Raw genomic sequence first — 21,797 nt, 5'->3', positions numbered from 1 at the left:
GGAGGGGGTGGAGCAGGGGGACCAGGCACGGGGCATGGTCTACGCCGGGCAGGTGGGGCAGGCGATGCGGTAGGTGTCGCTACCCGCCATGGGGTGGCCCCGCCCGTCGAACAGGATGGGCCCACGCCGGTGCTCCCACTCGGCGGTGCCTCCACACGCGGGGCAGATGGACCGGAAGCTGATCGACTGTCCGGGGTGCACGGCAATGGAGTGCATGAGCACCTCCGCACATGGAAAAGCCCCGCTATGGGCGGGGCCTCAGTGGGAAGACTTCACCACCATGGCCCCAGCCTATCTGACAGCCGTGTAATTCGCACCTCACGCGGCCTTCTTGCGCGTCGCCGCCATGGCCGACGTCAACGTCTCGCCGAAGGGGAACAGTCCGCGGCCGTGCCGGTTGACCACGTGCGCCGTGATTCGCTTTCGCTTCACCCACTGGTCGAGCAGGTTCCGAACGCGCTTCGTGTTCCTGGAGTCGATGTACTCCAACTGGACGCCCCACGACACGATCTCGGCGATGGTCATCAGGACGTCCGACAGCGCCTCCCACAGTCGGTCACGGCTCACCCGGACGTCGTATGCGCGCCCGCACTTCGGGCAGGAGACCTCCTTGGCGCCGACCTTCGCGTAGAGCCACGAGCCGCACGGGATGGCCACGTGCCCGAACACCGCCTCGGACGACCGGTCCTCCTGGCTGACCCAGTCGCAGACGCCCACGAACAGCCGGGGCGCCGCACGGTCAACCACATGCCACGCCGACGAGCACGCCCGGGTGATCTGGTCGTGGATCTCAACCGCCGCCTCGTGGCTGGCGATCATGTCCATCCGGCCGAGCAGGAAGCGCCCCATGGCGGCCAGGGTGTCGTCGGGGGCGTCGAGTTGGTGAGTCTCCATGAGCACCTGCGTCCAGCCGACCAGGACGACCCGCAGCTCGTTGAGTGCCACGGATGCGCGGCCGTCGAACGGGACTGGCTGCTCTGCACCGCGGGCGCCGTTTGGCTCAGTCATCTTGGCCTGGCGGGTCAGCGTCGTGGTGAGCTGGTCGATCAGCTCGGGCAATCCGTGTGTCTCGTCGCTGAGCGCCTGCTCCAGCTCCCACACGTGGTGGTCGCACAGGAGGCGCTGGTCGCGCGTCGGCCGGCCGCAGCCCGTGGCGCAGGTGTTGGTCAAGGCGTCTCCTTCGTCGTGGTCTTGCCGCCGGTGTGCCAGTGGCCGCATTCGCCGCACCGGTACGCGTCCTGGCCCCATCTGGCCGCCGTCACTCGTGCCGTGACCCTCCGGTAGCGCTTCTTGGGGACGCCGTCGGCGCGGTAGCACTGGCGGTCGCGTCGGGGACGGAGGGCCGCGTACTTGTCGGTCACCGCGAGCCCTCCAGTCGCATGTGGATGATCAGCAGGCCGAGGATGGCGACGGTGATGTGGTGCGTGTCGTCGCGGAGGGTTCCGGAGATCACGTTGATGCACACGACCACGGCCAGGACCTTGCCGGTCCAGTCGAGGCGCTGCCAGACGGGCCGCTCGGGCGCGCTCACGGTGCGCACCCCTGGCACCAGGTCTCCCCACCGCGCGTCTCGAACAGCAGGTCGCTGGCCTCGTCGAGGTCGGGCAGGCCCATCTCCTCCCACGGCAGGTCCGCGGCGGTGACCCCGCACCCAGCGCATTCGGCGTTACGCATCGCTGCCCGCCTCCCCGGTGTCCGGCTCCACGCCCGGCCCGCTAGTTGACACTCCTGGAGCCGACGCCGCCGCGGCGGCCTTCTCGTCCCACCAATCGCGGAGGGCGTTTGTAACGGCGGAGAGCGTGTCGCAGATGAAGCACGTGCCTTCCGCGTGCTCCGGGCTGCAGCCCCAGTCGGTGTCCAGCTTCCAGGCCAGTTCGTCCATCTCGGCCTGGGTCACGATGACGCTGACATTCCGCTCAGCCATCGCTGGTCTCCTCGCTGTCGGTGGTGTGCGCGGCCAGGTCGGCACGCGCTCGGCGGTAGGCCTCGGTCGGTTCGGCCGGCGTGCACGCGTGTCCGTCACCTGGGATGGTCCACGCGGGGCACCGGGGGCACTTCCCGGCCACGCTGTTGTCGGGAGTTGGCGCCTTCTCGTCGGCGCGTGCAGCGACCCACCACGGGCCGTTCTCCAGCACCCGCGCCGGAGTCTCGGTCGCCGGGTCCGTCGCAACCCACGTCAGCGCCACCGCTGCGTCGCGGTACGCCCGGGCGGCGAGGTTCTTCGTGATGAACGACAGCAGCGACGCCTGAGGCCACTCGGGGCGGTAGTGGTTCACGGCGGCCGCGAGGCGCGCGCACTCGACCTGGTTCATCGTTCTCCTCCAAAGCCAATGACGGCCTCGCGCGAAGTCACCGTGAGTTTGGATTTGGGATTGACCACGCCAGTAGGAGAGAGAACCCCGTGCCCGGGGAAGGGGTTCTTGGAAGGGGAACTGGAAGGGGAAGGGAGTTCGGCATCCCTTCGGGTAACTGTTGGTGTGAGCATTCGCCTAACCCTTTCCGGAAGGGTTCTCGGAAGGGTTCGTCGAACCCTTTGCGTCAATCTCTTCGAGTAGCCGCGGGTAGGTCTTCGCCAGCCCTTCCCACCCCTTGGCGTCGGGCTCCTCTCGCCGAGCTCGGGCGAGTTCGGCCACGACTGTGTCGCGTACGACCGGCGAGACGACGGCCATTAGGGCGCTGGCCATTGCCTTTGTCACGTTCGGGAGCTTGAGAAGGCCGTCATGGCGCACATACGAGCGGACCAGGATTTCAGCCGTTCCGTAGTCGATGACCAGGAACCGCCGGGCGGCCAAGCTGTCCAATCGGGCCTTCAACTTCGCCGGCGTGATGCCCTTGGCGAGGCCGGTGAACCTAGCCGGCACATAGTCAATGACGCCGCAGTAGGACAGGCGCGGGCTCGTGACTAGCAGCAGATACATGTGCTGGTCGGCGGGGTCGAGGCAAATGAAGTCGGGGTCCGACCAGATTCCGACCTCGATTCGCGCGTGATCACGTGCCATCAGCCCTCCCCAGCGTCGGAATCGAGCGTCTCGGCTATCTCTCGTGCGGCCTCGCGGGTGCGTTCGACCTGCCTCCAGCAGACCCCGCAGAAGTAGCGCCATGCCCCGGACTGGCTGACGTAGTCCTTCCCCCGGGTGATCACAATCGCGTCGAGCAACTCCTCAATAGGGATGCCCTCGCCGTAGAAGGTCCAGATCGACGACCGCCAACTCGCCGGCCTCGGCATAGGGCGCCTGATCACTTTGGTCGGACGTTGAGCCCATCGGCTCGCCCAGATGGCGGATATGCGTGGCCCTGGGAGGGCGTTGAAAGCGGCGGCCAGCTCAGCCTCGCGCCGCTCGATGTGCTTCTCCCACTTCGCGACCCCACGGGTCGTAACGACGGCGCGGCCGTCATCGTCGATGGCTAGCAGATAGCTCTTGCTAGCCAGCTCATCGCCGGCCACCTCGGCCCACCTGTCCCGCTCGTCTTGGGCGGCTTCCGGGATGTATGCCTTCTCCGAGTAGGTCCACTCGCTCCAGGCCGCGTCGAACGTGGAGACGTAGGCGTCTCGCGCCCCCCGATCGCTCATCCGAATCTCGATGGCAATCTCCACGGCCCGGGCCCACCGCAACGCGTCAGCCTTGATGTCGGCCACGAGAGGCGCGTCGAGTGATGTCGATGCCTTCCCCGAGTTGCAGTCCTTGCACGCCGTTACGAGGTTGGTTGGCTCGTCGCTGCCACCCAGAGCAGTGGGCACGACATGGTCAACGGTCAGCTTCACGTCGGGCGCCGCGCCCCCGCAGTAGCGGCACTGGTGGTTGTCGCGGCGCAGGATCTCGAACCGCAGTCGCCGGCTCAGTGCCATCAGCTCGCCTCCTCCTCATTCGTCGTTGTCTGCCGTGCCGCGAGCTCGCGCTCTCGGCGTTCGTCTTCTCGCATGCGCGCCTCGCGGTAGGCGTGCGCTCCGCGGCGCGACTTCCCGGACGCCACGGCGCGGTCGTCGATGAGCTGTGACGCGGACTGCGGGGTGCCGATGCGGTCCTTCCCGGCGCGTTCGAGGAACCACGCGAGCGACCCTTCCCACGGCGGTTCCACGTCGCGTCGCCCGGCCACCACGGCGGGCGTGCAGTCCCGGCAACGGGGCCCGCAGGTGTACGGGCGCGCCGGCTCCCGGCCGCAGATGGCGTCGCCGCGCATGGCCTGGCAGTTGGTCATTCGTGCTCCCACCCGCCCGCATAGTCGTCCCACGTGACGCACCCGAACGACCATGACCCGTCCGGACGCCGGTACGCGAAGCGTCCGCAGATCGGGCAATTCGGCTGTCGGTAGGTGCCGTTCTGCCAGTCAGCAGGCAGTTTGACGGTGCTCATGCGGCACCTCCGAAGTCGAGGACGCCTTGGTCGAGGCGCTTGGCGATGACCTCGCAGAAGCGCTCGTCAGCCTCGATTCCGATCGCCGAATGTCCTAGCGCGCGTGCGGCTTGAAGCGTGGAGCCGGACCCCGCGAACGGGTCCAGGACGAGGCCTCCGGGTGGGGTGACAACCGACAGGAGCGTCTGCAGGAGCGCCCCCGGCTTCTCGGTGGGATGGTCACCGTCACGCACCGACGGATAGCGCAGCACGTTGGGCACGTCGCGGCGCTGCGGGTCGGACGGGTTACCTGCCGTGACGTGCACGATGAACTCGTGCTGGTTGCGGAAGATCGCACCCATTCCGAGCTTTGCCTTGTCCCACACCAGGATCGGATGCTGGCGCAGGTCTGCCGTCTCGAGTGCGGCCACCAGGTTGGGAGCCATCCGCCAGTCGATGAACGAGAGAGCGTGCCCGCCGGGCTTGAGGACCCGACGCCACTGGATACCGCACAGGCGCAGCAGGTAGATGAAGCCGGTCGTGCTCATGGCGTCGCCGCGGATCCAGTCGTCGTCCTCGACGCCGCGGTTCATTGACTTGCGGATGCTGCGGGCGTTCTCGCGGCGGCCGCCACTGCTGTACGGGGGGTCCGTGAGTACGGCGTCGACGGTGCGATCGGGCAGCGATTCCATGACCTCGATGCAGTCGCCCAGGTACAGCGTCACCTGGTCGTCGCGGTAGTACGGCTCAGTCACGCCGCGCCCCTTCCTCGGTGGTCCTCGTAGCCCTCGAGCGCCGCGTCGAGCTCACGCCGGCGCCGTGCCGTGGTCAGCTCGGAGTCGTCGGTCCGCATGGGCTCACGCGCCCACCCGCCGACCGCTTCCGGTCGTGTCGGCGCGTACCGCTCGACGAGGAGTTCGGCGAGAAGCTGTTCGCGGGTCATCTCGCCCACCTCCGCATGAGCACGATTCGCTCGCTCGGCAGGTAGCCGCCGCGGATGCCGTGCACGCGGGACTCAGGCTCGCGTCGCTCGATGTCGAGGGCGTTGCGCAAGCAAGGTCGACGTACGGGGCATGCCCAGCAGATCGCCTTGGCCTCGGCGGCTTGGGCTTGCCCGTCGGTGCTGACGAGGGACACCGGGTAGAAGTGCTCGGTGTCCATGCCGCGGCAGGCCGCCTGCATCCGCCAACTCTCGGGCCCGGTCGCGTAGCTCGTCTCCGCGGTGCTGCCCCGGCTCATGCGGCACGCTCCAGGTAGTCGAGCAGCTGGCCGCCGATGCACTCGGTGTAGGCGGGCGGGATGGCCTCTGCGATGTCGCGGAAGTCGGTCATCCAGTCGATGCCCATTGCTGCGCCGGCCGCCTCGATCGAGGCGGCGGCTCGCTGCTCAGTGCCGTCTGCTCGAGTCCAGAGGCGGCGGCCGTCGGGGCGGGCCCCGTATACGCCTAGTGGGTTCCGCGTGGCAGGCGCCGGCGCGAGCATGAGGGGTGCGTTGGACTCGAACAGTCGCGGACGGTCAACGCCGAGCTCGAACATGCCGCCGTGAAGGGTGATCGGCTCGCGCAGGTCGAACCGAGCGCCCGGCACGTTTTCGATGACGTAGAGGCCGCCCCACGTGAGCAGCAGGTCTCGGACGGGAGCGATCAGGTTGATGTGTTCGTCGGTCCGTCCGCCCTTGCCGCGGTATCGGTTCGACATCGTGGTCTTTGCCTGGCACGGCGGCGACGCGTGGACGACGTCGAACTCGCTCAGGAAATCCACCCCGAGGAGCACCCTCATGGCGTCGGAGACGATGAGGTCGTACGGGTAGTCGTCGTGCGGCTCGATGTCCACGCCAGTCACGTCAAACCCGGCGCGCGAGTATCCGACGGAGCAGCCGCCGGCCCCGCAGAACAGGTCCAGCAGGCGTGGCCGGCTCACGGCGTAGCTCCCGGGAGCTCCGTATCGCGCACCAGACGCTCGTACGGCTCGAGCAGCCGCGCCGCCACTTCCTCGGGCCAGGTCAGCTTGAGCATCGCCTCCCGCTGGGCTCGCGGCAGCTTGACGGCGTAGTGGTGGCCGATGGCGTCGCGGCCCATCTGTCGCAGCCACCAGGCGTCCACCTGGTTGTCGTCGCGGACGTCGAGGTCGGTGCGCTGGTACAGCGCCATGCGCATGTCGGCCTTGGTCGCGTTGCCGCGCCCGGTGGCGTACTTCTTGAGAGTGGCCGGCGGGACGGTCACGTACGGGACCATGGCGCGGATGAGGGCCAAACGGATGACGCCCTGCGCCATGCCGGTGATGCCGGCTCCGTGGCCGTGGGTGGGCAGGTCTTCGATGATGGCGAGTCCCGCGCCGCGTACAGCTCCCGCGATGGCTCCGTCGATGTGTGCAAGGCGCTGGTCGCCGGCGACTTTCCGGCTGAACGTGACGGTATCGAGCAGGTCGTGTCCGTAGGCGAGTCCGGTACCGGTCATCGAGGGATCGATGCCGACGACGGCGGTCCACTCGTCGATGCTCATGCCGCGCTCTCCATCCACTTGTCCAGCTCGCCGAGGTCGCGGAGGACGAGCTTGCAGTCGCCGCATAGGGCGGGTCGGTCTGGGCGCCATTGGCGGCTGATTCCGCAGCGTGGGCATGGCTTGGTGTCGCTGGGTGCGAGGTCCCTCACTGCTCCCCCTCTCTGTCTCTGCGCTGCCGGACCCACCAGGCCGCGACCCAGAGGGCGGGCAGGAGTGCGAGCAGGACGTGGCCCCAGGTCACGGCTGCCCCCGATCTCTGACCCAGCGCGCCGCTTCGCACGCGATGTAGGTGAGGTGGCAGTGCTCGGTGTGGGCGTGCCCGAGCTGGGCCACGGCGGCGTCGAGGGCGGCCGCGTAGGCGACGGCGCGGTGCTCGAGCTCGCCGAGCCGTTCGCGCGCCGCGTCCCGCTCGCGCGCGGCGGCGATGAGGTCGGGCAGGGCTGTCCACATGGCAGCGATCAGGCGCGCGTCCGACTCGTGGTCACACGTCGCGGCTCGTTCCCACTCGCTGCACCCCTCAACCAGCCAGGAGTGGCCGCGATCGTGGATGCGGGCGTACCAGTCGCCGGTGGTCTCGGCCGCTTCGCGCATCCGCTCCAGCGCGTCGAGGTCGAGCACCGGCCGCTGCTCGCGCTGGTCGTCGGCGCTCATCGGGTGCCGTCCTCAGCCATGCGCAGGATGGCTCCGACGCGGACCAGGCGGACGGCCTTGCATGGCCAGTGGTTGCACGGCAGCACGAGCCAGGTGCGGCCACTGTTGGGGTTCCGACGACCGGCGATGTCACGCGTGACGATCTCCGGGCGCGACGGCATGAACCAGGTGTGCGGCTCGCCTGGGTGGTGGTAGTCGGACGGGTCTTCGGTGACGTAGTCGGGGCGGGGCAGGGTGCTCATCGGCCACCTCCCAGCCTCGCGGCGAACTGGCGGAGAGCCTTCGCCGCTGAGATCCAGGCGTCCCAGCCGGGCGATTCCGGAGCGAATGCCTGCGCGTGTAGGTCGAACTCGGCGGCCAGCTCCTCGACGGCCGCCTCCGTGACGACGACGGCGCGGGAGGTGACGGTGACGGCGTGCGTTCCCCGGCACCATGCCTGACCGTTGCCCATCTCCCACCAGTCCGCACCGTCCCAGATCACCTGGGCACCCTTGCGGCGGCCCACGGTGGCGATGGCGACGCTGCCGGGGACGGGCCAGGGGTCGGGGTCGGGCTGCTCGGGTTCCTCGACGGTGACGCCGTTGTCGAGCAGGTAGTCGGACAAGTCTGGCTGCGGCATGGGGGTGCACTCCCAGTCATCGAGCACACGCTCCAGCCGCTCGCGCTGCTGCTCACGGTTCGCGGTCATCGGTACCTCCGGGTGAGGAACGCCCAGGTGAGCGTTGCGATGGCGAACCCGGCGATGAAGCCGAGTCCTGTTCCGTAGATGAGGTGGTCAGCCACGGCCGGCCTCCTCACCCGCGAGGACGTGGCGGGCCACGGCCAGCCAGCCGTTCTGGCGGGCGGGCGACATGTCGTGCCACGGCGGCTCGACGCCCTCGGCCTCCCGGGCGATCAGCGCGAGTGCCTGAGCCTTGGTGCGGACCCGCTCCTCCTCGGCGCGTTCCTGCTCCTTAGCGGCGGCGTCACGGGCCTCGATGTGGCGGGCGAGCGCGAGATGCTCCAACGCCTCGCGGTAGAGCCTCTTCACGCGCCATTGAGGGGTCGCCATCGCCTTTGGCGTGACTGTTCCGCCCGCTCGGTAGAGGCGCTCCGTCTCCTCCGCCTTGACCTCTGGCAGCTCGTCCTCGTAGACGATGGCGGCGACCTTGCGGCCGCCCACGCTGTTCGGGGTGAGGGTGTGGGCGTTCTCGCCGTCCTTGTACTGGATGTACTCGATCTCGCGACCGTGGATGGCCTCGGTCAGCTTGTGCAACTCGGCGGGGTCCTTGGGGAGGTAGACCGAAATGCGGACCTCCTCGCTGTCCGGACTGCCCGGGCGGACCATGACTAGGCGGGGGTCCTCGCACTCGAACTCCGCGAGCTGCCAGGCTTCGAGGCGGTCGCCGTCACGGTCGGTGTGCGCGTAGGTCGGGGTCGGGGTGGTCACTTCGTTCTCCTCGTCGCCTTCCGGCGCGGTAGTCCTGTGGGTGCTGGCCCGCGCGCGGCGGACTGCATGCCGACGTAGGCGACGGACCGCAAGAACGCTTGGTGCTGGCGCCAGTCGAGGACGGCGGCGGTCAGCCAGCCAGCTCGGCGCGTGGGCACGAACGGTGCGGGGTTGACGTCCTCGAAGCCGGGGTCCTTGGGGTCGGCGTGCTCAGGTGCGCGCCACTCAGCGAGCGCGCAGCCGGCCAGGACACCGACGAGGAGGGCGGCGAGGACGAGGAAGGTGACGGTCACGCGTCCTCCGTCCGCATCCGGCGCGACCCGGTGACGACGGTGATGGACAGCGCCACCCACCCGTCGGCCAGGCCCTCGAAGCCGCGCAGGGCGTGGGTCACGGCGACATCGACCTCGCGGCCGGTGTACCGGTGGTAGCCGTCGCCGGTCCGGTAGACCGGGTTGCGTTCCGGGTCCCACTCGCGCAGGCGCAGCGTGTCGCCGGTCTGGAAGTCGCGATCGTCCTTGCGGACCTCGACCGTCTTCTCGCCCTCGACGATGCGCTCGAACCACGGCGGGACGGTCTTGAGTTCGTGGATCACGGGTCACTCCGTCTCGGGCTGGGTGGGGTCGGCGGGGGCGTCGGCGGTCAGCTCGGCGACGCGCGCCTCGATCTGCTTGCGGCGGTCCGGCGAGGACACCTTCCACGCGTCGCGGAGGGCCTTGACGTCGGTGGACGCGGCGACCTGCTCGGCGGTCGGCTCGCTAGGGGTCGTCGGCTCGGTCAGCGGCTCGACGGTGAAGAGCTTCGACTTGCCGCGAGTGACCAAGAGCGGCACGGACAGCGGCTTGCCGTCGGGCAGGTCGGACATGTGGCTGATACGTGTGCCGCCGGTCCGCTCCTTCCCGAACGTGACACTGAGATCGCAGTAGAGCGTGACCCGCCGGCCGACCCACGCGGACGACTGCACGCCCCAGCCGGCCGCGAGGACGCGTCGCATCCCCTTGGACGGCCGCCACACCCGGGGGAACTCGGCGAGGTGGACCTGCACGGGCTGCTCGACGTTGCCCTTGCTGACGCTTGTGATCGTGAATGTCCTCGGGCCACCGATCAGTTCGATCGCGTCGAGCTGGTCGGAGTTGGGTTCGAGCGTCTCGGAGATGTCGAAGGTCATGGTCAGTCGCCCTTTGTCTCGGCGGGGCGAACCAGCAGCTCGAAGCCAGTGCCGTAGTAACCGTTGCCGTCCGAGCCGTCGAACTGCATGAGGTTGATGCGCTGGTTCTCGGCGAACACGAAGATCCGGTAGTGGCCCTCGTACCTGTCCTCCCGTGCCTCGTACTCACACCTCTGAGCTGCGGTCGATTCGTCGCCCCAACCCTCGTCATCGCCAGTGGGGCAGTAGTCGAACGCGACACGCGTGATGACGTTGTCCACGCCATTGAGTACCGAAAGGTCGTAGTCACCCGCCGAGCAGGCGCATCCACCTTCGTGGCCGATCGCCTTGATGACGGTCCCGTCGTTGAGCAGCAGATGCTCGCCGTCGACCTTGGTCACCTTGCGCCAGAGAAGGAGCTGGGTGATCTCGTCCTGGTTCTCCTCGTTGAGCCTGATCACGCCCGGCTCAGTGCGCCACGACGACGCGGTTCCCTCGATCGGCTTGAAAGTCATCTCAGATCACGATCTCCATCTCGTAGGTGCCGCGTTCGGTCGCGGGAAGCCCGGCGACGGCGGCCTGGTAGCGGGCGACCATCTCGGCCGCGGTCTGCTCGAAGGTCTCGACGGCGGCGAGGATGGCGTCGAACCAGCGTGGGTCCGGGGTCACGCGCTTGCGCCACAAGGCCATGCCGCCGCAGAAGGACACGTAGTCGCACCACTGGCGGCCGGACACGAGCAGCCCGCACTGGATCTGCGCGACGTTCTCGATCGGCACCTCGTCGGCGAGGATGGTCCGCAGGTGCTCCTTCGGCCGGCGGCTCTTGATCTCGATCAAGCCGTCATCGCCGACCAGCCCGTCGGGGCTGAACCCGAGTCGCCAGCTGCCCTCGTCGCGGATCATGAGGCCGACCTCGGTGACGGGTGCGTAGTGCTCGGCGTAGAGGCTGCGGGCCACGGGTTCGTCGAGGCTGCCGCGGATCTGGTCGTGGCCGACGTATTCGGGCTCGACCCAGCCAGTGATGCGCTCGGCGACGAGGAGGTTCACGATCGCGCGGGAGTGGACGTTCTCGGCGGGCTTGACCGTCTTGGGCGTGACGAGCTGGCCCACGACGGACGCTGTGACGATGCCTCGCCGGGCCTCGAGCCACTCGTCGCTGCCCTGGAGCAGGTCGGCGTAAGTGTGCAGCGTCATCGCGAGACCACCTCCCGCGTCGCCCGGATGTGGGGACACCCCGGCGCCCGGCCGCAGGAGCAGTACCACTGGTCGCCCCACGCGGGGTTGTAGTCCACGACGTACGTGGTCCGCTGGCCGCGCACGTGCGCCTCGATGAGCACGCCGCCGGTGAGCTGCGGGTCGCGCCGCTCGATGCGCACGTTGTCGGCGGTGATCCGGGCGCTCATAATTCCGCCTCCGGGATGCCGAGGACGCACGTCGGGCACGCGCGGGTCTGTGTGCCGCCGGCGCGGTAGCCGACGTAGACCCGCACCGCACCGGTGCCGCCGCAGTCGCCACAGACCGGCCGCTCGTCGAGCTCGGTCAGGGGCACGTACTGGCCGTCGGGTGTCCAGCTCACGTCGTCGCCTCCGCTCGGATGCGGGCGGCGATCTGGTCGAGCCACGCGACGGCCCACCTGGCGCGGGTGTGGCGGCCGCCCTGCAGGTGATGGTTGGCCATCAAGTCGCTCAGCTCGTCGCGGGCGTCCTCGACCGCCTTCGCGGCCACCTCGGCGTCGCGCTTGCGGAGCCAGTCGGACGCGAGCAGGTGGCGCGCGAACTCTTCGCGGTCGTGCATGCTCACCTGGCCGCGGAAGAAGGCCGTCACGTCCACCACCGCGCACGCGTCGTCCTCGCAGACGTGCGGGGCCACTCCGTGGTCCGCCGCGCTCATCTCTGCGGCCTCCGTCATGTCGCGGGCCAGGTCGAAGTCAGGGGTGCCGGTCATCACGCACCGCCCTCGTGGAGCACCGTCATCGGGCCCTGGTGCTCGATGAAGTGGTCGGTGTAGCGGTAGATGCCTCCTGTGGGGCTGGCCCAGCGCGCCTGGCGGCTGCCGTTGCGCGGGGACCAGGCATGGCCGGTCCTCGGCGAGTACAGCAGCGTCCCGTCAGGCAGCGAGTCCGCATCCTCGACGGTGCTCACGGTCCGGGACGGCGGCCGCCACCCGGCGGCGAGGATGGCGTCGGCGATGGGCGCGGCCTCCTCCTCGACGAGGGTGCTGTCCCACGGCCGAACGGCGGAGTCTTCGCCCGCGATGGACTCGACGCCGCGGATCAGGTCGGTCAGATCCTCGCGGGCGCTCATGTCGCGCTCCCCTCGTCGTCGGGCTCGGCGAAGATCTCGGTGAGCAGCTGCCTCGCCGGGTCACGCTCGGCGAGCACCGCGTGCTCACGTGCCGCGCGCCGGTCAGCCGCTTCTAGCCGCTTGTCCTCGCGGTGGCGGCGAAGCGCGCCCTTGCCCTGGGGTCCGCTGAACCTGCTCAACGGAGCAGCCTCCTCATTCCGTCGGCCCACGCCCACGCCTCGGCGTAGGAGTCGGTCGGGTGGTCGTCGTGGGTGAAACCGTGCACGGGGTCGAAGTCGACGACGAACACGTGCCAGCGCGGGTCACCGTCGGGGTGCCTGATCCACGCGTGCGGCCAGCCGCGTTGCAGGTACTCGTTCGCCTGGCGCAGGAGGCGGTTCTCGTTCACCGCCTCGGCGTGGGTCGGGTCAGCGCACATCGGCGTACACTCCGTTCTTGTCTGTGGCCCTCGCGTCTGCTTGGCGGTGGAGCGAGGGCCGCGGCTTGCGGTGTGGCTGCCGGCTGCCCTGGGTGGTGACGGTGGGGGCACCTCCGGCCCAGGGCAGCCGGCGTCTCAGGTGGCGACGTCGATGCCCAACTCGGCGATGACGTCGTCCAGGTCGTGCAATGCGGGCGACGACGGGGCGCTCTCACCACCTGAGGCCATGGCCTCTTCATCAGTGGACGCGTCAGCAACACGGCTGACGGCGGCCCCGCCGTCGGTCTGTGAGGTGTCGAAGCACGGGCTCGGCCCGGTCGGCACGAACGTGGACACGCAGCCGTCACGCAGCTCGACCAGCTCGGGTCCGTGCTCGCCGCGGACCTCCACCAGCTCGCGCCGGTTGCAGCGGGTGCAGAACCGCATCCGCTTGCCGACCGCATCGGGCGTCGGGATGCCGGTCCACGAGTGGCCGGTGCAACGACCTTCGGTCAGCTCGGCGGCGAGCACGTCCCACTCGTGGGCCCGCTCCTCGTTGCCGTGGCGGCGGCAGTACTCGCCGGAGTCGCGGGCCATCGACAGCAGCACCTCGCGCGGGGATTCGTGGGTGTGGGTGGTCACCGGTCCCGCCTCAGCTCTGCCTTCGCGGCCTCGATGCGCTGCCTTTCCGCGACCTCCTGCGCGCGGACGACGTCCACGGCGTTGCGGGTGGCCTTGTCGCCGCCCTGCTTCTCGTACTCGTCGCCGGACTTCTTGTGGCGATCGGCCTTCGACTTGCTCATGAGATCCCCCTCAGTCGTTCTTGCAGCAGCCCTGACCGACGCCGCCGGACGGGCCAGTGATGGCGTCTGCGGCGAACGTCGCCAGGGACAGCGCGGCGTACAGGAACGCGGCGCCGACGATGGTGATGAGCAGGTAGACGACCTGGTGGCGAAGCGAGTCGCCGGCGTCGTGGATGGTGCGGGTCATCGCCGGGCTCCCTTCGGTGCTCGCCACGGGTCGCCGGCCTTCTGCGCGTCCAGCCACGCCTCGAACTGGTCGCGGTCGAAGCGCCAGTCCTTCCCGAAGGGCTGGAAGGCGCCGGGGATGTGGCCGCGCTTGGCGTGCTGGCTGATCGTCTTCTTGGACTTGCCGAGCCGGTCGGCGACCTCGGCGGTGGTCAGTGGGCCGGCCATCACGCGCTCCCCTTCCCGGTCGGCTTAGTCGGCGGTCGGTTGTCCGGTGGCCGCGTCGGAGGCGGGGGAGGGGGTGGCGGCTGCCCGCTCATGCCGTGTCCTTGACGCGCTCGAAGAGGGCGTTCAGTGGGACGCCGAGTGCATCGGCGATCTTCACGGCAGACGTCAGGCTGGGCGGGTCGCCACCGCGAATGCGAAAGAGGGTCGCTCTTGCCACGCCGGTCAGGCGCACCTGCTGCTCGACCGTCCCAGCGCCCTTGGCCTCCACGAGCCGGTCGTAGACCTCTCGGCGCAACCGGAAGGTCTCGCTTATGCGACCGGCGGGAGTGGGTGCGGTATCAGGCATGCGACAAAGGTAGGTCTCATGCATGCGACCGTCAAGAGGTTGGAGGCGTTGACTTTTGCCAGCTCACAGTCGTACAGTCTCATTCATGGGACCGAACCGAAGGCCAGCAGATCGCAGACCGGCAGGTCGCGACCCCCGCAGCGCCCGTCCGGGAGTCTCGCGCATGAGACGCGACAGGCGTGAAAAAGTCGCCTACGGTGAACCCGTGGCTCGACGTGGTGAGGTCCGAGGAGCGTTCGCCGAGACGGTTCGCAGTGCCCGGACTCGCGCCGGACTTACTCTCGCCCAGGCTGCCGACGCGACGGGCGTGAGCCGGGCCACGCTGATCCGCTGGGAGAACGGCGAGATCACCGAGCCCGTCCTGTCGCAACTGAAGGCGTTCATCGCGGCTATGGATGTGCCAGCTGAGGACATCCTTCGCGCTCTGGAGCTACTGCCATCCGAGCGACCGACATCCGTGCCCGTCCCTGCGAGGATGACCAACGAGGAGTTGCTGGACGAGGTCGGCAAGCGGATGAACGGTGCGCTCGAGCAGAGAGCACGCGCAGCCCTGGCCGATCTGGAAGCGCAGAAGCGCCGCCGCCGGGCGGGCTAGCCCTCGCCGGACTCCCGCCGCGCACCCTCAATCAGCAGCGCCACGAACTGCGACAGAGACAGCCGCCGTTCGGCTGCCTGCTGTTCCGCCCAGCGCCACAACACCTCATCGTCCGCTTGGACGTAGAGGTGAACATCGCGTCCCCGTGCCACGAGGTGAGCGTGCCCTAGGCATGGACTCCCCGCCTATATGCGGGTACCGTGTCGGCCGTGATCTAGGCAACGTGCAGGGGCGGGAACCATGGCGGCGACAGGTACGGTGACTCGGCGTTGTGAGAGGTGCGGTCGCGACACGGAGCACCTCGTCCACTACGTCCGCGGGCCGAACGGGGTCTACGCGGGGAGGGTCGTCCGCTGCATGGAATGCCACACCCAGCGTGAGTGACAATTCGGCATCAACAGGGAGAGTTTCCCTGTCCAGCACAGATAGCAGGAACTACGGTCAAACGGGTGCAGGGTAACAACGTAGACGATCTCAGCGGAGAGATCGAGGAACTGACCCGCGAGCGGCAAGAGGCACTGGAGCGCTTCGGGGACATCGACGCACGCCTAACTGAGCTTGAAGGGCGGCGAAAGCAGCGCGAGCGTGCGACACGCAAACAGGCGTGGCGCCTCGTCAAGGGTGGTGGCGCCGTGGCCATCGCCGCCGAGGTTGCGCACCGCGCAGCCAGTGAGATCCGGCAGCATCCCACCGCATCGGCAACGGCACTCGCGCTTGCGTCCGCGCTGTTGTTCGGCGTGTTCGCGTTCCGCGGACCGGACGGCATGAACCCGGATGTCGGGGAGCCGGCCCCACCGCGGGCGATCGGCGAGCTGCCCGACCCGTCGGCATCCGCGGGCGCACTCGGGCGTAACCCAACTGAGGCGCCACCTGAGTTGGAACCAGGCGTCCCAGTCCCAACTGGGCTGGGACCGTCGCCGACGGCATCGCCCTTGCCGTCGCCGACGTCGAGCCCGACGGCACCAGTCCCCCCGGTGCCGTCGGGCTCACCCACCCCTACGCCTGAGCCACCGGAGCCGTCACCCACCCGAACACCGACGCGGCCGCCGGAGCCGACGGAGAGCCCGACCCCCACGCCGACCCCGACGCCCACCGTGACGCCGACGATCGAGCCCCCCGTCGAGCCGGCCGACCCGCCACTGCTGTGCGTGGACCTCGAGCAGGTACTGGACACGTGCGTGAACGCTCCGATCGTCGACGACCTTCTCGACGACCTGCTCGGTGCGGACGGCCCGCTGCTCGGCGGAATGGTCCTTGGCCGCGTGCTGTACGGCTAGTCGTCGCCAGGCACGGTCTCGTCCGCGCCCTCGATGGCCGCCGGCGTGGGTGTCATCGCCAGGGACGCGGCCTGCGCCGCGACAGAGAGTGCGTCGTCGGCCATGTGGCCGTACGTGTCGACGGTCGTGGTGATGGACTCATGGCCGAGACGCACGCGCAGGACCGGGAGCGGCACGCGCATGGCGATCAACCAGCTTGCGTGGGTGTGGCGAAGGTCGTGCACGCGTGGGCGCTTGTCCGTCACGCCGGCGTCGTTGGCGTCGTCGAGCGCGCGGGACCAGATCTCGTGGAAGCTGTTCTGCCGGATCGGGCCGCCGCGCAGGTTGGTGAAGACGAACGCGTCGCGCGGGCGCCCCTGCAGCAGGGGAGTGGCGGCGACGACAACCTCCGGCCCGAGCGACACGACGCGCCGGCCCATCCGGGTCTTCGGCGGCCCGAGCTCCGGCTTCTCACCGCGAATGAACTTCCACGACCGGGCCACGCGCAGCATCGGGGGAGTGGCGGACAGGTCGAAGTCGCGCACCTGCAGGGCGGTCGCCTCGCCGAAGCGCAGACCGGTGCCGGCGAGCAGGGTCACGAATGGGCGCCAGTGCTTGCGCAGGTGCTCGTCGCGGATGGCCTCGAACTCGTCGTAGCTGAGGATGGTCATCTCCGCGCGCTCGGACCGGCCGATCTTCACGCTGTTGCACGGGTTGGCGTGGATGTTGCCCAGTTCTACCTGCCGCTCCATTGCGGCGTACAGGAGGCCGTGCCGGTTGCGCACGGTCTTGGCGGCGACGGTCTGCGTGTTGACCCACTTGGTGACGGCGTCCTTGGTGACGGCGTCGACCGGGAGCGGGCCCAGTGCGGACTTGGCGAACAGGCGCGCGATCTTCTCGTAGTCCTTGCGAGTACCTCGGGTAACGCCGGACAGGTGCTCGATGTGGTCAGTGAGTGCTTCGGCCACCGTCGGCACTGTTCCACCGGACGGGGAGCCGCGGCGGACCCGGAGTACCTCGACGGCAGCCTCTCCACCGATGCGGTCGACGAGGTCGGAGAACTGCGCCGCGCCGCTGGCCTCGACGAACGTCTGCCACTTGATGCTGCCGTTGACACGCGCAGCCACCCGGTAGCGCTCCTCGCCCTTGCTGGTCAGGCGGGTCTGGATGAACGCCATATTCCGTCTCCTGCCGTCTCTGGTTACCTTGTCACGTTACCTTCCTTCTGGTAACGTCAAGAAACAGCAGGTCAGAGCAGTGTCCGAGGGGGGACTTGAACCCCCACCCCCTTGACGGGGACTAGCACCTCAAGCTAGCGCGTCTGCCTATTCCGCCACCCGGACTGGTGCGGGCGCTTCGTGAGCGCCAGCGGCCGGGTAACTGTACCAAACTCGCTGGGTCCTCTGTCCAACCAGGGCCGGCCGCGGACGAGGCTAGCCGCGCAGGGCGAGGTAGCGCGCCCGGGCCTCGAAGACGCCGCGCATCTCGGTGGTGACGCCGGCCATGAACTCGTCACGATAGGTGGAGTCGGTGAGGATGGAGATGGCGTAGTAGAGGCCGGTGAACGCGGCCATGCCGCCGGCGACCCGCAGGAGGGTCTCGGTCAGCTGCACGTCGTGGCCGAACAACTCGAACGGGTACTGCCAGGCGCCCTCGGTGCCGGCCCAGGCCTCGCCGACGGACGGGGTGACGGCGAGGATGCCGAAGGCCACGAAGAACGCGCCGACGCCCGCGCTGACGACGACGACCTGCAGTGCCTGGCTCACCACCAGGGTGAGGCCGACGTTGAGGCGCTGGCGCCGGCTCAACGGAGGCGATCCGCCGCCGAGGTCGTCTTCCAGCTGGTGCACGAGCCCGGGCGCGCGCACGGCGAGGAACACCAGCCCCAGGCCCAGCAGCAGGGCCATCACGATCAGCACGAACGGGCGCGGCATGGACCCGTACATCTGCCACATCTCGGCGTTGACGAACAGCACGAGGGAGAAGATCAGCAGCAGCGGCAGGGCTCGCACCAGCCGCCCGAGCGATGCGGCCAGCTCGTCGGCCATCCGGGTGAACGCCCAGAACACGGTGGCCAGTAGCCCGTAGCCGACCACGAGGTACACGAGCGCGAGGAGCAGGAGGTTGCCGGCCACCAGCCCGGCGACCTGCCGCCACTGGCCGCCGAAGATGAGCGGCAGGAGCGCCGGCAGCAGGACGAACGCGGCCAGCTCGGGCCGGCCGACCTCGCGCGGCAGCGACAGGAAAGGTCGCTTCCGGGTCCGGTTGACCAGGCCGAACGCGGTGACCAGGATGGCCAACCCACCCAGGGCGGCGGAGATGTTGACCAGCAGCGGCCACTCCAGCTCGGTTGCGCCGAGCATCTCGCCGACGAACACCAGCCCCAGGAAAGGAGTCGCGCGGGTGAAGATGTCCTCGCTGGCGGAGTAGTCCTCGATGAAGAGTGGGAGCCCGCTGCGCCGGAACCGGCGCTCGTACTCGGCCAGCTCGTCCCGTTCAGCCACGTGCCGGACTCTACCGACCCTCGCTGGCGGGACCGCGACGCGACGGCTATGAACACGGACAATGGGTACGCACTGCCCCACCGAGAGAGGACGGGCGTGACCGACGAACGCTACGAACGTGCCGAGGACGAGGTCAGCCGGTTCGACCGGCACTGGAATGAGCTGCTGCAGGAGCTGCGCATCGCGCAGACCGGCGTTCAGATCCTCTTCGCCTTCCTGCTCACCATCGCGTTCACGACGCCGTTCCGCGAGTCCGACGAGTTCGTCCACGACGTGTTCGCCGTGACGATCGTGCTGGCGGCGATGGCGATGGGACTGCTGATCGCACCGGTGTCTTTCCACCGGATGGTGTTCAAGCGCCGTTTGCGCGACAGAATGATCCCGATGGCTTCGAAGATGACCGCCGCGGGACTGTTCCTGCTCATGCTCGCCGCGTGCGGGGGGCTGCTCATCGCCCTGGACGTGGTGTTGGAACGCGAGGTGGCGATCGGCGTCTCCGTCGCCGTGCTCGCCTGGTTCTCCGTGTACTGGTACGTCATCCCCGCGGCGGTCAGGCAGCGGAACTGACGTGACTCTCGTTCACCACCGGCACGACGGCGACGGCTGGATCGAGTGCGCCTGCGGGCAGCGGCACTGGGGCCTGCACGGTGCCGCCGGACTGCTCCTCGTCGACGGCCACCCCGTCGACGACGACGGGGTCGTGCGGCGGGTGCTGCTGCAGCACCGCGCGCACTGGAGCCACCACGGCGGCACGTGGGGGGTGCCGGGCGGTGCGCGGGCGTCGACGGAGACGGCGTTGGAGGCGGCGCTGCGCGAGGCCGCGGAGGAGGCCGCTATCCCGCCCGACGCGGTGTGGCCCAGCCATGCCTGGGTCGAGGACCACGGGCCGTGGTCGTACACGACCGTCGTCGCGACGGCCGACCGCCCGGTGGAGCCGCACCCCAGCGACCCCGAGAGCCTCGACATCGTCTGGACCCCGGTCGGCGATGTCGAGGCGCTGCCGCTGCTGCCGGCGTTCGGCGCGATGTGGCCGAGCATCCTGGACCAGGCGCACCGCCGTCTGGTGCTGGTGGTCGACGCCGCCAATGTGGTCGGCTCGCGCCCGGACGGCTGGTGGCGCGACCGCAAGGGTGCGACGACGCGGCTGCGCGACGAGTTGGTGCGCCTGTCGTCGGTGCCGGCGGAGCCGCTGGGGCTCCCGGCGATGCTGTGGTGGCCGTCGGTCGTGCTCGTGACCGAGGGGCAGGCCCGCGGTGTTCCGTCCGTCGACGGTGTCAGCGTCGTCGAGGCGCCCCGCGGCGGCGACGACACCATCGTGGACGTCGTCGCTCAGGCTCGGCAGGCCCGGCAGGGCGACCACGTCGTCGCGGTGACGGCCGACCGTGAGCTGCGGGCGCGTATCGATTCCGCCGGCGGCCGCAGCGTGGGCCCGTCGACGCTGTTCGAGCTGACCCGCCGGGCCGTGCGCGCCTGACTCGGGATCCCTTGGTCGCCGGGTGGGGCAAACACCCGGATGGTCACTGTCGCCTTCATCGCTCACGGGTGATGCGAGGCCCCCGTCCGTCCCTCGCCGGTCTTGCCCCACCGTCCTGGGCGCCTCATGCCGCGTCGGCGGCGACGGCGGCGCGCACCGCCGGGACGATCTCCTGGGCCCAGTGCGCCAGCGCGACCTCGGGCTCTGTGTCGCCGGTCGGGAAGTAGGTGAACCCGGACGCCCCGTGCTCCAGCACGGCGCCGGTGAGCTCCTCGACCCACTGGCCGACCGACCCGCCGACCCAGCGGTTGTCGTCGTCGCGGGTAACGGCCAGTGGCGTCGCGGTGATGCGGCCGGGCAGGTTGTAGATGGTGGCGACGTCGCGCGGGTCGCGGCCCGCGGCGACCGCGGCCTCGTCGATGACGGGGCGCGACGTGCGGTAGCGGTGGCTCAGCCAGTCCGCGGCGTGGCCGGGGATCCAGCCGTCGGCCGAGCGGCCGGTGACGGCCAGCGACCTCGGCCCGTTGGAGCCGGTCCACACCGGTGGCGCGGGGGTCGCGGCGGGCTCGAGCCGCGTGACCTGGAAGAACTCGCCGTCGAAGGTCACCGGTGCACCGCCGCCGGACAGCGCCCTGATCAGGGTGATGCCCTCTTCCAGTGCACGAACCGCGGCGGCGGGGTCGAGCAGCGGCACGCCGAGCTTGGCGCTCTCGGCCAGCAGGCCGCCGGCGCCCATGCCGAGCACGATCCGGCCGCCGGACAGCGCTGCCAGGGAGGTCACGGTCCGGGACAGCATCGGTGCAGGGCGGACCGGGAGGTTGGTGACGTTCACCAGGCCGGCGATGGACTGGGTGCGGCCCAGCGCCATGCCGACGAGGGAGTAGGCGTCCAGGCGGTCGCTGACGTACGGGTGGTCGGAGACGCTGAACAGGTCCAGCTCGTCGCGGTCGGCCTGGCTCGCCAGCCGCAGCGTCCGCGGTCCCTCCGCGACCGCGCTCGAGATCCCGATACCGAACCATGCCGTGCGAGTCGGCGTCATGAGTCACTCCTGAATCTGGTTGGTTCGCAGGGCGAACCATGCTTGGTACGCTGGGCGAATGGGCAGTGTCGAGGGAAATCTGGGCGTCGTCAGCGCGCTGGTGCGGTCGAGCTTCCTGGTCTCCGCGGTGTACGCGGAGTCCGCGCGCGAGTACCGGCTGACCCCACAGCAGGGACAGCTGCTGTGCGTGCTGATGGCGCAGCCGTATCGGATCAGTGAGCTGAGCGCGATGCTGCGACTGGCAAAGTCGAGCCTCACTGAGCTGGTGGACCGGACCTCCCAGCGCGGCCTGGTGGTCCGCGAGCCCGACCCCGACGACCGCCGCGCGGTGCGGGTCTCACTCACCGAACAGGGGAGCGAGCTCGGCGAGGCGTTCTACCTGGCGACCTGCGAGCGCGTCGACCAGCTGCCGTCCGGCCTCGACGCCGCGGAACGGGCCACGCTGGGGGAGCTGCTCAGCCGGGTCGTCCGGGACAACAACGTCCCGACGACGTTCCCAGAGTGGGACGACACGGCGCCCGCCACGCGCGGCTGAGCGCGGGCCCGTGGGCCGCCGCGCCGCGCGGGCGCGAGGCCCGGGGACCGTCCAACTCGCCGTGGCCTGCGCCGGTGATGCCAATCGTGCGGTC

43 protein-coding genes and 1 tRNA gene are annotated in these 21,797 nt (G+C 69.6%); 5 read left to right on the top strand and 39 right to left on the bottom strand.

Annotated features, from left to right (window positions below; genetic code table 11):
• Window positions 1-39: 39 nt before the first annotated feature.
• The 35 genes from E1269_RS32420 to E1269_RS20530 all read right to left on the bottom strand — a co-directional run bounded on the left by E1269_RS32420 (window position 40) and on the right by E1269_RS20530 (window position 14,300).
• Window positions 40-216: a hypothetical protein gene (locus E1269_RS32420; RefSeq protein ID WP_162606539.1), complete on the bottom strand. Its 177-nt coding sequence runs from the start codon at window positions 214-216 to the stop codon at window positions 40-42.
• 102 nt (window positions 217-318) lie between these two features.
• Window positions 319-1,170 (bottom strand): hypothetical protein, encoded by an 852-nt coding sequence (locus E1269_RS20670; RefSeq protein WP_131898035.1) that lies wholly within the window; start codon window positions 1,168-1,170, stop codon window positions 319-321.
• Entirely contained in the window at window positions 1,167-1,361 is a 195-nt protein-coding gene (locus E1269_RS20665; RefSeq protein WP_131898033.1) for a hypothetical protein, read from the bottom strand. Before E1269_RS20665 ends, E1269_RS20670 begins: the two co-directional genes overlap by 4 nt.
• Complete coding sequence (locus E1269_RS32415) at window positions 1,358-1,531, bottom strand: hypothetical protein (RefSeq protein WP_162606538.1); 174 nt, start codon at window positions 1,529-1,531, stop codon at window positions 1,358-1,360. The genes E1269_RS20665 and E1269_RS32415 overlap by 4 nt, the downstream gene beginning before the upstream one ends.
• The gene (locus E1269_RS32410) at window positions 1,528-1,674 is read right to left on the bottom strand and encodes a hypothetical protein (RefSeq protein ID WP_162606537.1); all 147 of its coding nucleotides are present in this window, start codon (window positions 1,672-1,674) and stop codon (window positions 1,528-1,530) included. Before E1269_RS32410 ends, E1269_RS32415 begins: the two co-directional genes overlap by 4 nt.
• On the bottom strand, window positions 1,667-1,924 hold the full coding sequence (locus E1269_RS20660; RefSeq protein ID WP_131898032.1) for a hypothetical protein: 258 nt from the start codon (window positions 1,922-1,924) through the stop codon (window positions 1,667-1,669). The genes E1269_RS32410 and E1269_RS20660 overlap by 8 nt, the downstream gene beginning before the upstream one ends.
• Window positions 1,917-2,312: a hypothetical protein gene (locus E1269_RS20655; protein WP_131898030.1), complete on the bottom strand. Its 396-nt coding sequence runs from the start codon at window positions 2,310-2,312 to the stop codon at window positions 1,917-1,919. Before E1269_RS20655 ends, E1269_RS20660 begins: the two co-directional genes overlap by 8 nt.
• 177 nt (window positions 2,313-2,489) lie before the next feature.
• Window positions 2,490-2,999 carry a hypothetical protein gene (locus tag E1269_RS20650; RefSeq protein ID WP_131898028.1) on the bottom strand — a complete coding sequence of 170 codons (510 nt, stop codon included), beginning with the start codon at window positions 2,997-2,999 and terminating at the stop codon, window positions 2,490-2,492.
• Complete coding sequence (locus tag E1269_RS20645; RefSeq protein WP_131898026.1) at window positions 2,999-3,847, bottom strand: HNH endonuclease; 849 nt, start codon at window positions 3,845-3,847, stop codon at window positions 2,999-3,001. The genes E1269_RS20650 and E1269_RS20645 overlap by 1 nt, the downstream gene beginning before the upstream one ends.
• On the bottom strand, window positions 3,847-4,197 hold the full coding sequence (locus tag E1269_RS20640) for a hypothetical protein (protein WP_131898024.1): 351 nt from the start codon (window positions 4,195-4,197) through the stop codon (window positions 3,847-3,849). Before E1269_RS20640 ends, E1269_RS20645 begins: the two co-directional genes overlap by 1 nt.
• A 151-nt stretch (window positions 4,198-4,348) precedes the next feature.
• Window positions 4,349-5,086 (bottom strand): DNA-methyltransferase, encoded by a 738-nt coding sequence (locus E1269_RS33500; RefSeq protein WP_239000977.1) that lies wholly within the window; start codon window positions 5,084-5,086, stop codon window positions 4,349-4,351.
• Entirely contained in the window at window positions 5,083-5,274 is a 192-nt protein-coding gene (locus E1269_RS20630) for a hypothetical protein (RefSeq protein ID WP_131898022.1), read from the bottom strand. The genes E1269_RS33500 and E1269_RS20630 overlap by 4 nt, the downstream gene beginning before the upstream one ends.
• Window positions 5,271-5,570 carry a WhiB family transcriptional regulator gene (locus E1269_RS20625; protein ID WP_203433928.1) on the bottom strand — a complete coding sequence of 100 codons (300 nt, stop codon included), beginning with the start codon at window positions 5,568-5,570 and terminating at the stop codon, window positions 5,271-5,273. Before E1269_RS20625 ends, E1269_RS20630 begins: the two co-directional genes overlap by 4 nt.
• Window positions 5,567-6,250 carry a DNA cytosine methyltransferase gene (locus E1269_RS20620; RefSeq protein WP_131898020.1) on the bottom strand — a complete coding sequence of 228 codons (684 nt, stop codon included), beginning with the start codon at window positions 6,248-6,250 and terminating at the stop codon, window positions 5,567-5,569. Before E1269_RS20620 ends, E1269_RS20625 begins: the two co-directional genes overlap by 4 nt.
• Window positions 6,247-6,831, bottom strand: coding sequence for a RuvC family protein (locus tag E1269_RS20615; protein WP_131898018.1), 585 nt, complete (start codon window positions 6,829-6,831; stop codon window positions 6,247-6,249). Before E1269_RS20615 ends, E1269_RS20620 begins: the two co-directional genes overlap by 4 nt.
• Before the next feature lie 237 nt (window positions 6,832-7,068).
• Window positions 7,069-7,482, bottom strand: coding sequence for a hypothetical protein (locus tag E1269_RS20610; protein WP_131898016.1), 414 nt, complete (start codon window positions 7,480-7,482; stop codon window positions 7,069-7,071).
• Window positions 7,479-7,724, bottom strand: coding sequence for a hypothetical protein (locus E1269_RS20605; protein ID WP_131898014.1), 246 nt, complete (start codon window positions 7,722-7,724; stop codon window positions 7,479-7,481). The genes E1269_RS20610 and E1269_RS20605 overlap by 4 nt, the downstream gene beginning before the upstream one ends.
• Window positions 7,721-8,170, bottom strand: a complete 450-nt coding sequence (locus tag E1269_RS20600; protein WP_131898012.1) for a hypothetical protein — start codon at window positions 8,168-8,170, stop codon at window positions 7,721-7,723. The genes E1269_RS20605 and E1269_RS20600 overlap by 4 nt, the downstream gene beginning before the upstream one ends.
• A gap of 87 nt (window positions 8,171-8,257) precedes the next feature.
• Window positions 8,258-8,911 (bottom strand): hypothetical protein, encoded by a 654-nt coding sequence (locus E1269_RS20595; RefSeq protein ID WP_131898010.1) that lies wholly within the window; start codon window positions 8,909-8,911, stop codon window positions 8,258-8,260.
• Window positions 8,908-9,204, bottom strand: coding sequence for a hypothetical protein (locus tag E1269_RS20590; RefSeq protein WP_131898008.1), 297 nt, complete (start codon window positions 9,202-9,204; stop codon window positions 8,908-8,910). Before E1269_RS20590 ends, E1269_RS20595 begins: the two co-directional genes overlap by 4 nt.
• Entirely contained in the window at window positions 9,201-9,506 is a 306-nt protein-coding gene (locus E1269_RS20585; protein WP_131898006.1) for a DUF3850 domain-containing protein, read from the bottom strand. Before E1269_RS20585 ends, E1269_RS20590 begins: the two co-directional genes overlap by 4 nt.
• Window positions 9,507-9,509: 3 nt before the next feature.
• The gene (locus E1269_RS20580) at window positions 9,510-10,079 is read right to left on the bottom strand and encodes a hypothetical protein (protein ID WP_131898004.1); all 570 of its coding nucleotides are present in this window, start codon (window positions 10,077-10,079) and stop codon (window positions 9,510-9,512) included.
• Window positions 10,080-10,081: 2 nt separating this feature from the next.
• Entirely contained in the window at window positions 10,082-10,573 is a 492-nt protein-coding gene (locus tag E1269_RS20575) for a DUF7448 domain-containing protein (protein ID WP_131898002.1), read from the bottom strand.
• A 1-nt stretch (window position 10,574) separates the two neighbouring features.
• Window positions 10,575-11,252, bottom strand: coding sequence for a lambda exonuclease family protein (locus E1269_RS20570; protein WP_131898000.1), 678 nt, complete (start codon window positions 11,250-11,252; stop codon window positions 10,575-10,577).
• Window positions 11,249-11,461: a hypothetical protein gene (locus tag E1269_RS20565; RefSeq protein WP_131897998.1), complete on the bottom strand. Its 213-nt coding sequence runs from the start codon at window positions 11,459-11,461 to the stop codon at window positions 11,249-11,251. Before E1269_RS20565 ends, E1269_RS20570 begins: the two co-directional genes overlap by 4 nt.
• Window positions 11,458-11,634 (bottom strand): hypothetical protein, encoded by a 177-nt coding sequence (locus E1269_RS32405; protein WP_162606536.1) that lies wholly within the window; start codon window positions 11,632-11,634, stop codon window positions 11,458-11,460. Before E1269_RS32405 ends, E1269_RS20565 begins: the two co-directional genes overlap by 4 nt.
• Window positions 11,631-12,002 carry a hypothetical protein gene (locus tag E1269_RS20560; protein WP_131897996.1) on the bottom strand — a complete coding sequence of 124 codons (372 nt, stop codon included), beginning with the start codon at window positions 12,000-12,002 and terminating at the stop codon, window positions 11,631-11,633. Before E1269_RS20560 ends, E1269_RS32405 begins: the two co-directional genes overlap by 4 nt.
• The gene (locus E1269_RS20555; RefSeq protein ID WP_131897994.1) at window positions 12,002-12,361 is read right to left on the bottom strand and encodes a hypothetical protein; all 360 of its coding nucleotides are present in this window, start codon (window positions 12,359-12,361) and stop codon (window positions 12,002-12,004) included. Before E1269_RS20555 ends, E1269_RS20560 begins: the two co-directional genes overlap by 1 nt.
• Complete coding sequence (locus E1269_RS20550; RefSeq protein WP_131897992.1) at window positions 12,358-12,540, bottom strand: hypothetical protein; 183 nt, start codon at window positions 12,538-12,540, stop codon at window positions 12,358-12,360. The genes E1269_RS20555 and E1269_RS20550 overlap by 4 nt, the downstream gene beginning before the upstream one ends.
• Window positions 12,537-12,779, bottom strand: coding sequence for a hypothetical protein (locus E1269_RS20545; protein ID WP_131897990.1), 243 nt, complete (start codon window positions 12,777-12,779; stop codon window positions 12,537-12,539). The genes E1269_RS20550 and E1269_RS20545 overlap by 4 nt, the downstream gene beginning before the upstream one ends.
• A 135-nt stretch (window positions 12,780-12,914) precedes the next feature.
• Window positions 12,915-13,400: a hypothetical protein gene (locus E1269_RS20540; protein WP_131897988.1), complete on the bottom strand. Its 486-nt coding sequence runs from the start codon at window positions 13,398-13,400 to the stop codon at window positions 12,915-12,917.
• Entirely contained in the window at window positions 13,397-13,561 is a 165-nt protein-coding gene (locus E1269_RS32400) for a hypothetical protein (RefSeq protein ID WP_162606535.1), read from the bottom strand. Before E1269_RS32400 ends, E1269_RS20540 begins: the two co-directional genes overlap by 4 nt.
• Before the next feature lie 10 nt (window positions 13,562-13,571).
• Window positions 13,572-13,748, bottom strand: a complete 177-nt coding sequence (locus E1269_RS32395; RefSeq protein ID WP_162606534.1) for a hypothetical protein — start codon at window positions 13,746-13,748, stop codon at window positions 13,572-13,574.
• Window positions 13,745-13,954: a helix-turn-helix domain-containing protein gene (locus E1269_RS20535; RefSeq protein WP_131897986.1), complete on the bottom strand. Its 210-nt coding sequence runs from the start codon at window positions 13,952-13,954 to the stop codon at window positions 13,745-13,747. The genes E1269_RS32395 and E1269_RS20535 overlap by 4 nt, the downstream gene beginning before the upstream one ends.
• Before the next feature lie 88 nt (window positions 13,955-14,042).
• Window positions 14,043-14,300, bottom strand: a complete 258-nt coding sequence (locus E1269_RS20530) for a helix-turn-helix domain-containing protein (RefSeq protein ID WP_131897984.1) — start codon at window positions 14,298-14,300, stop codon at window positions 14,043-14,045.
• Between the two features lie 163 nt (window positions 14,301-14,463).
• Here E1269_RS20530 and E1269_RS20525 point away from each other — a divergent pair, with 163 nt between their 5' ends.
• On the top strand, window positions 14,464-14,895 hold the full coding sequence (locus E1269_RS20525) for a helix-turn-helix transcriptional regulator (protein ID WP_131897982.1): 432 nt from the start codon (window positions 14,464-14,466) through the stop codon (window positions 14,893-14,895).
• A 1,094-nt stretch (window positions 14,896-15,989) separates the two neighbouring features.
• Entirely contained in the window at window positions 15,990-16,172 is a 183-nt protein-coding gene (locus E1269_RS20520; protein ID WP_131897980.1) for a hypothetical protein, read from the top strand.
• Here the strand turns inward: E1269_RS20520 and E1269_RS20515 are convergent.
• From E1269_RS20515 to E1269_RS20505, 3 genes are all read right to left on the bottom strand, one after another.
• Complete coding sequence (locus E1269_RS20515) at window positions 16,169-17,329, bottom strand: tyrosine-type recombinase/integrase (RefSeq protein ID WP_131897978.1); 1,161 nt, start codon at window positions 17,327-17,329, stop codon at window positions 16,169-16,171. The two genes, E1269_RS20520 and E1269_RS20515, sit on opposite strands and share 4 nt — an antisense overlap.
• Window positions 17,330-17,409: 80 nt before the next feature.
• Window positions 17,410-17,494, bottom strand: a tRNA-Leu gene (locus tag E1269_RS20510).
• 90 nt (window positions 17,495-17,584) lie between these two features.
• Window positions 17,585-18,655: a hypothetical protein gene (locus E1269_RS20505; RefSeq protein ID WP_131897977.1), complete on the bottom strand. Its 1,071-nt coding sequence runs from the start codon at window positions 18,653-18,655 to the stop codon at window positions 17,585-17,587.
• 96 nt (window positions 18,656-18,751) lie between these two features.
• On the opposite strand from E1269_RS20505, the gene E1269_RS20500 reads away from it, so the two are divergent.
• Both E1269_RS20500 and E1269_RS20495 read left to right on the top strand, forming a co-directional pair.
• The gene (locus E1269_RS20500) at window positions 18,752-19,222 is read left to right on the top strand and encodes a DUF6328 family protein (RefSeq protein ID WP_131897975.1); all 471 of its coding nucleotides are present in this window, start codon (window positions 18,752-18,754) and stop codon (window positions 19,220-19,222) included.
• A 1-nt stretch (window position 19,223) separates the two neighbouring features.
• Window positions 19,224-20,129 (top strand): NUDIX domain-containing protein, encoded by a 906-nt coding sequence (locus E1269_RS20495; RefSeq protein ID WP_131897973.1) that lies wholly within the window; start codon window positions 19,224-19,226, stop codon window positions 20,127-20,129.
• Between the two features lie 124 nt (window positions 20,130-20,253).
• Here E1269_RS20495 and E1269_RS20490 read toward each other — a convergent pair whose 3' ends face one another.
• Window positions 20,254-21,168 (bottom strand): LLM class flavin-dependent oxidoreductase, encoded by a 915-nt coding sequence (locus E1269_RS20490; protein WP_131897971.1) that lies wholly within the window; start codon window positions 21,166-21,168, stop codon window positions 20,254-20,256.
• Window positions 21,169-21,226: 58 nt separating this feature from the next.
• Between E1269_RS20490 and E1269_RS20485 the strand changes: the two genes are divergently transcribed.
• Window positions 21,227-21,703: a MarR family winged helix-turn-helix transcriptional regulator gene (locus tag E1269_RS20485; protein WP_131897969.1), complete on the top strand. Its 477-nt coding sequence runs from the start codon at window positions 21,227-21,229 to the stop codon at window positions 21,701-21,703.
• Window positions 21,704-21,797: the final 94 nt, after the last annotated feature.

The sequence above is a fragment of the Jiangella asiatica genome, from assembly GCF_004349065.1.
GTDB classification, from domain to species: Bacteria; Actinomycetota; Actinomycetes; order Jiangellales; family Jiangellaceae; genus Jiangella; species Jiangella asiatica.
This window is presented reverse-complemented; position numbering and strand designations above follow the sequence as displayed.

What these genes read in the sequence shown, in the direction of transcription:
- E1269_RS20530 (WP_131897984.1), bottom strand. Translation starts at nt 14,300, where the DNA reads ATGCCTGATACCGCACCCACTCCCGCCGGTCGCATAAGCGAGACCTTC.
- E1269_RS32395 (WP_162606534.1), bottom strand. Translation starts at nt 13,748, where the DNA reads ATGACCCGCACCATCCACGACGCCGGCGACTCGCTTCGCCACCAGGTC.
- E1269_RS20490 (WP_131897971.1), bottom strand. Translation starts at nt 21,168, where the DNA reads ATGACGCCGACTCGCACGGCATGGTTCGGTATCGGGATCTCGAGCGCG.
- E1269_RS20615 (WP_131898018.1), bottom strand. Translation starts at nt 6,831, where the DNA reads ATGAGCATCGACGAGTGGACCGCCGTCGTCGGCATCGATCCCTCGATG.
- E1269_RS20630 (WP_131898022.1), bottom strand. Translation starts at nt 5,274, where the DNA reads ATGACCCGCGAACAGCTTCTCGCCGAACTCCTCGTCGAGCGGTACGCG.
- E1269_RS20580 (WP_131898004.1), bottom strand. Translation starts at nt 10,079, where the DNA reads ATGACCTTCGACATCTCCGAGACGCTCGAACCCAACTCCGACCAGCTC.
- E1269_RS20560 (WP_131897996.1), bottom strand. Translation starts at nt 12,002, where the DNA reads ATGACCGGCACCCCTGACTTCGACCTGGCCCGCGACATGACGGAGGCC.
- E1269_RS20515 (WP_131897978.1), bottom strand. Translation starts at nt 17,329, where the DNA reads ATGGCGTTCATCCAGACCCGCCTGACCAGCAAGGGCGAGGAGCGCTAC.
- E1269_RS20535 (WP_131897986.1), bottom strand. Translation starts at nt 13,954, where the DNA reads ATGGCCGGCCCACTGACCACCGCCGAGGTCGCCGACCGGCTCGGCAAG.
- E1269_RS20660 (WP_131898032.1), bottom strand. Translation starts at nt 1,924, where the DNA reads ATGGCTGAGCGGAATGTCAGCGTCATCGTGACCCAGGCCGAGATGGAC.
- E1269_RS20650 (WP_131898028.1), bottom strand. Translation starts at nt 2,999, where the DNA reads ATGGCACGTGATCACGCGCGAATCGAGGTCGGAATCTGGTCGGACCCC.
- E1269_RS20565 (WP_131897998.1), bottom strand. Translation starts at nt 11,461, where the DNA reads ATGAGCGCCCGGATCACCGCCGACAACGTGCGCATCGAGCGGCGCGAC.
- E1269_RS20655 (WP_131898030.1), bottom strand. Translation starts at nt 2,312, where the DNA reads ATGAACCAGGTCGAGTGCGCGCGCCTCGCGGCCGCCGTGAACCACTAC.
- E1269_RS32400 (WP_162606535.1), bottom strand. Translation starts at nt 13,561, where the DNA reads ATGAGCAAGTCGAAGGCCGATCGCCACAAGAAGTCCGGCGACGAGTAC.
- E1269_RS20610 (WP_131898016.1), bottom strand. Translation starts at nt 7,482, where the DNA reads ATGAGCGCCGACGACCAGCGCGAGCAGCGGCCGGTGCTCGACCTCGAC.
- E1269_RS20545 (WP_131897990.1), bottom strand. Translation starts at nt 12,779, where the DNA reads ATGTGCGCTGACCCGACCCACGCCGAGGCGGTGAACGAGAACCGCCTC.
- E1269_RS20605 (WP_131898014.1), bottom strand. Translation starts at nt 7,724, where the DNA reads ATGAGCACCCTGCCCCGCCCCGACTACGTCACCGAAGACCCGTCCGAC.
- E1269_RS32410 (WP_162606537.1), bottom strand. Translation starts at nt 1,674, where the DNA reads ATGCGTAACGCCGAATGCGCTGGGTGCGGGGTCACCGCCGCGGACCTG.
- E1269_RS20625 (WP_203433928.1), bottom strand. Translation starts at nt 5,570, where the DNA reads ATGAGCCGGGGCAGCACCGCGGAGACGAGCTACGCGACCGGGCCCGAG.
- E1269_RS20525 (WP_131897982.1), top strand. Translation starts at nt 14,464, where the DNA reads ATGAGACGCGACAGGCGTGAAAAAGTCGCCTACGGTGAACCCGTGGCT.
- E1269_RS20485 (WP_131897969.1), top strand. Translation starts at nt 21,227, where the DNA reads ATGGGCAGTGTCGAGGGAAATCTGGGCGTCGTCAGCGCGCTGGTGCGG.
- E1269_RS20645 (WP_131898026.1), bottom strand. Translation starts at nt 3,847, where the DNA reads ATGGCACTGAGCCGGCGACTGCGGTTCGAGATCCTGCGCCGCGACAAC.
- E1269_RS20555 (WP_131897994.1), bottom strand. Translation starts at nt 12,361, where the DNA reads ATGAGCGCCCGCGAGGATCTGACCGACCTGATCCGCGGCGTCGAGTCC.
- E1269_RS20640 (WP_131898024.1), bottom strand. Translation starts at nt 4,197, where the DNA reads ATGACCAACTGCCAGGCCATGCGCGGCGACGCCATCTGCGGCCGGGAG.
- E1269_RS20600 (WP_131898012.1), bottom strand. Translation starts at nt 8,170, where the DNA reads ATGACCGCGAACCGTGAGCAGCAGCGCGAGCGGCTGGAGCGTGTGCTC.
- E1269_RS32420 (WP_162606539.1), bottom strand. Translation starts at nt 216, where the DNA reads ATGCACTCCATTGCCGTGCACCCCGGACAGTCGATCAGCTTCCGGTCC.
- E1269_RS20570 (WP_131898000.1), bottom strand. Translation starts at nt 11,252, where the DNA reads ATGACGCTGCACACTTACGCCGACCTGCTCCAGGGCAGCGACGAGTGG.
- E1269_RS20575 (WP_131898002.1), bottom strand. Translation starts at nt 10,573, where the DNA reads ATGACTTTCAAGCCGATCGAGGGAACCGCGTCGTCGTGGCGCACTGAG.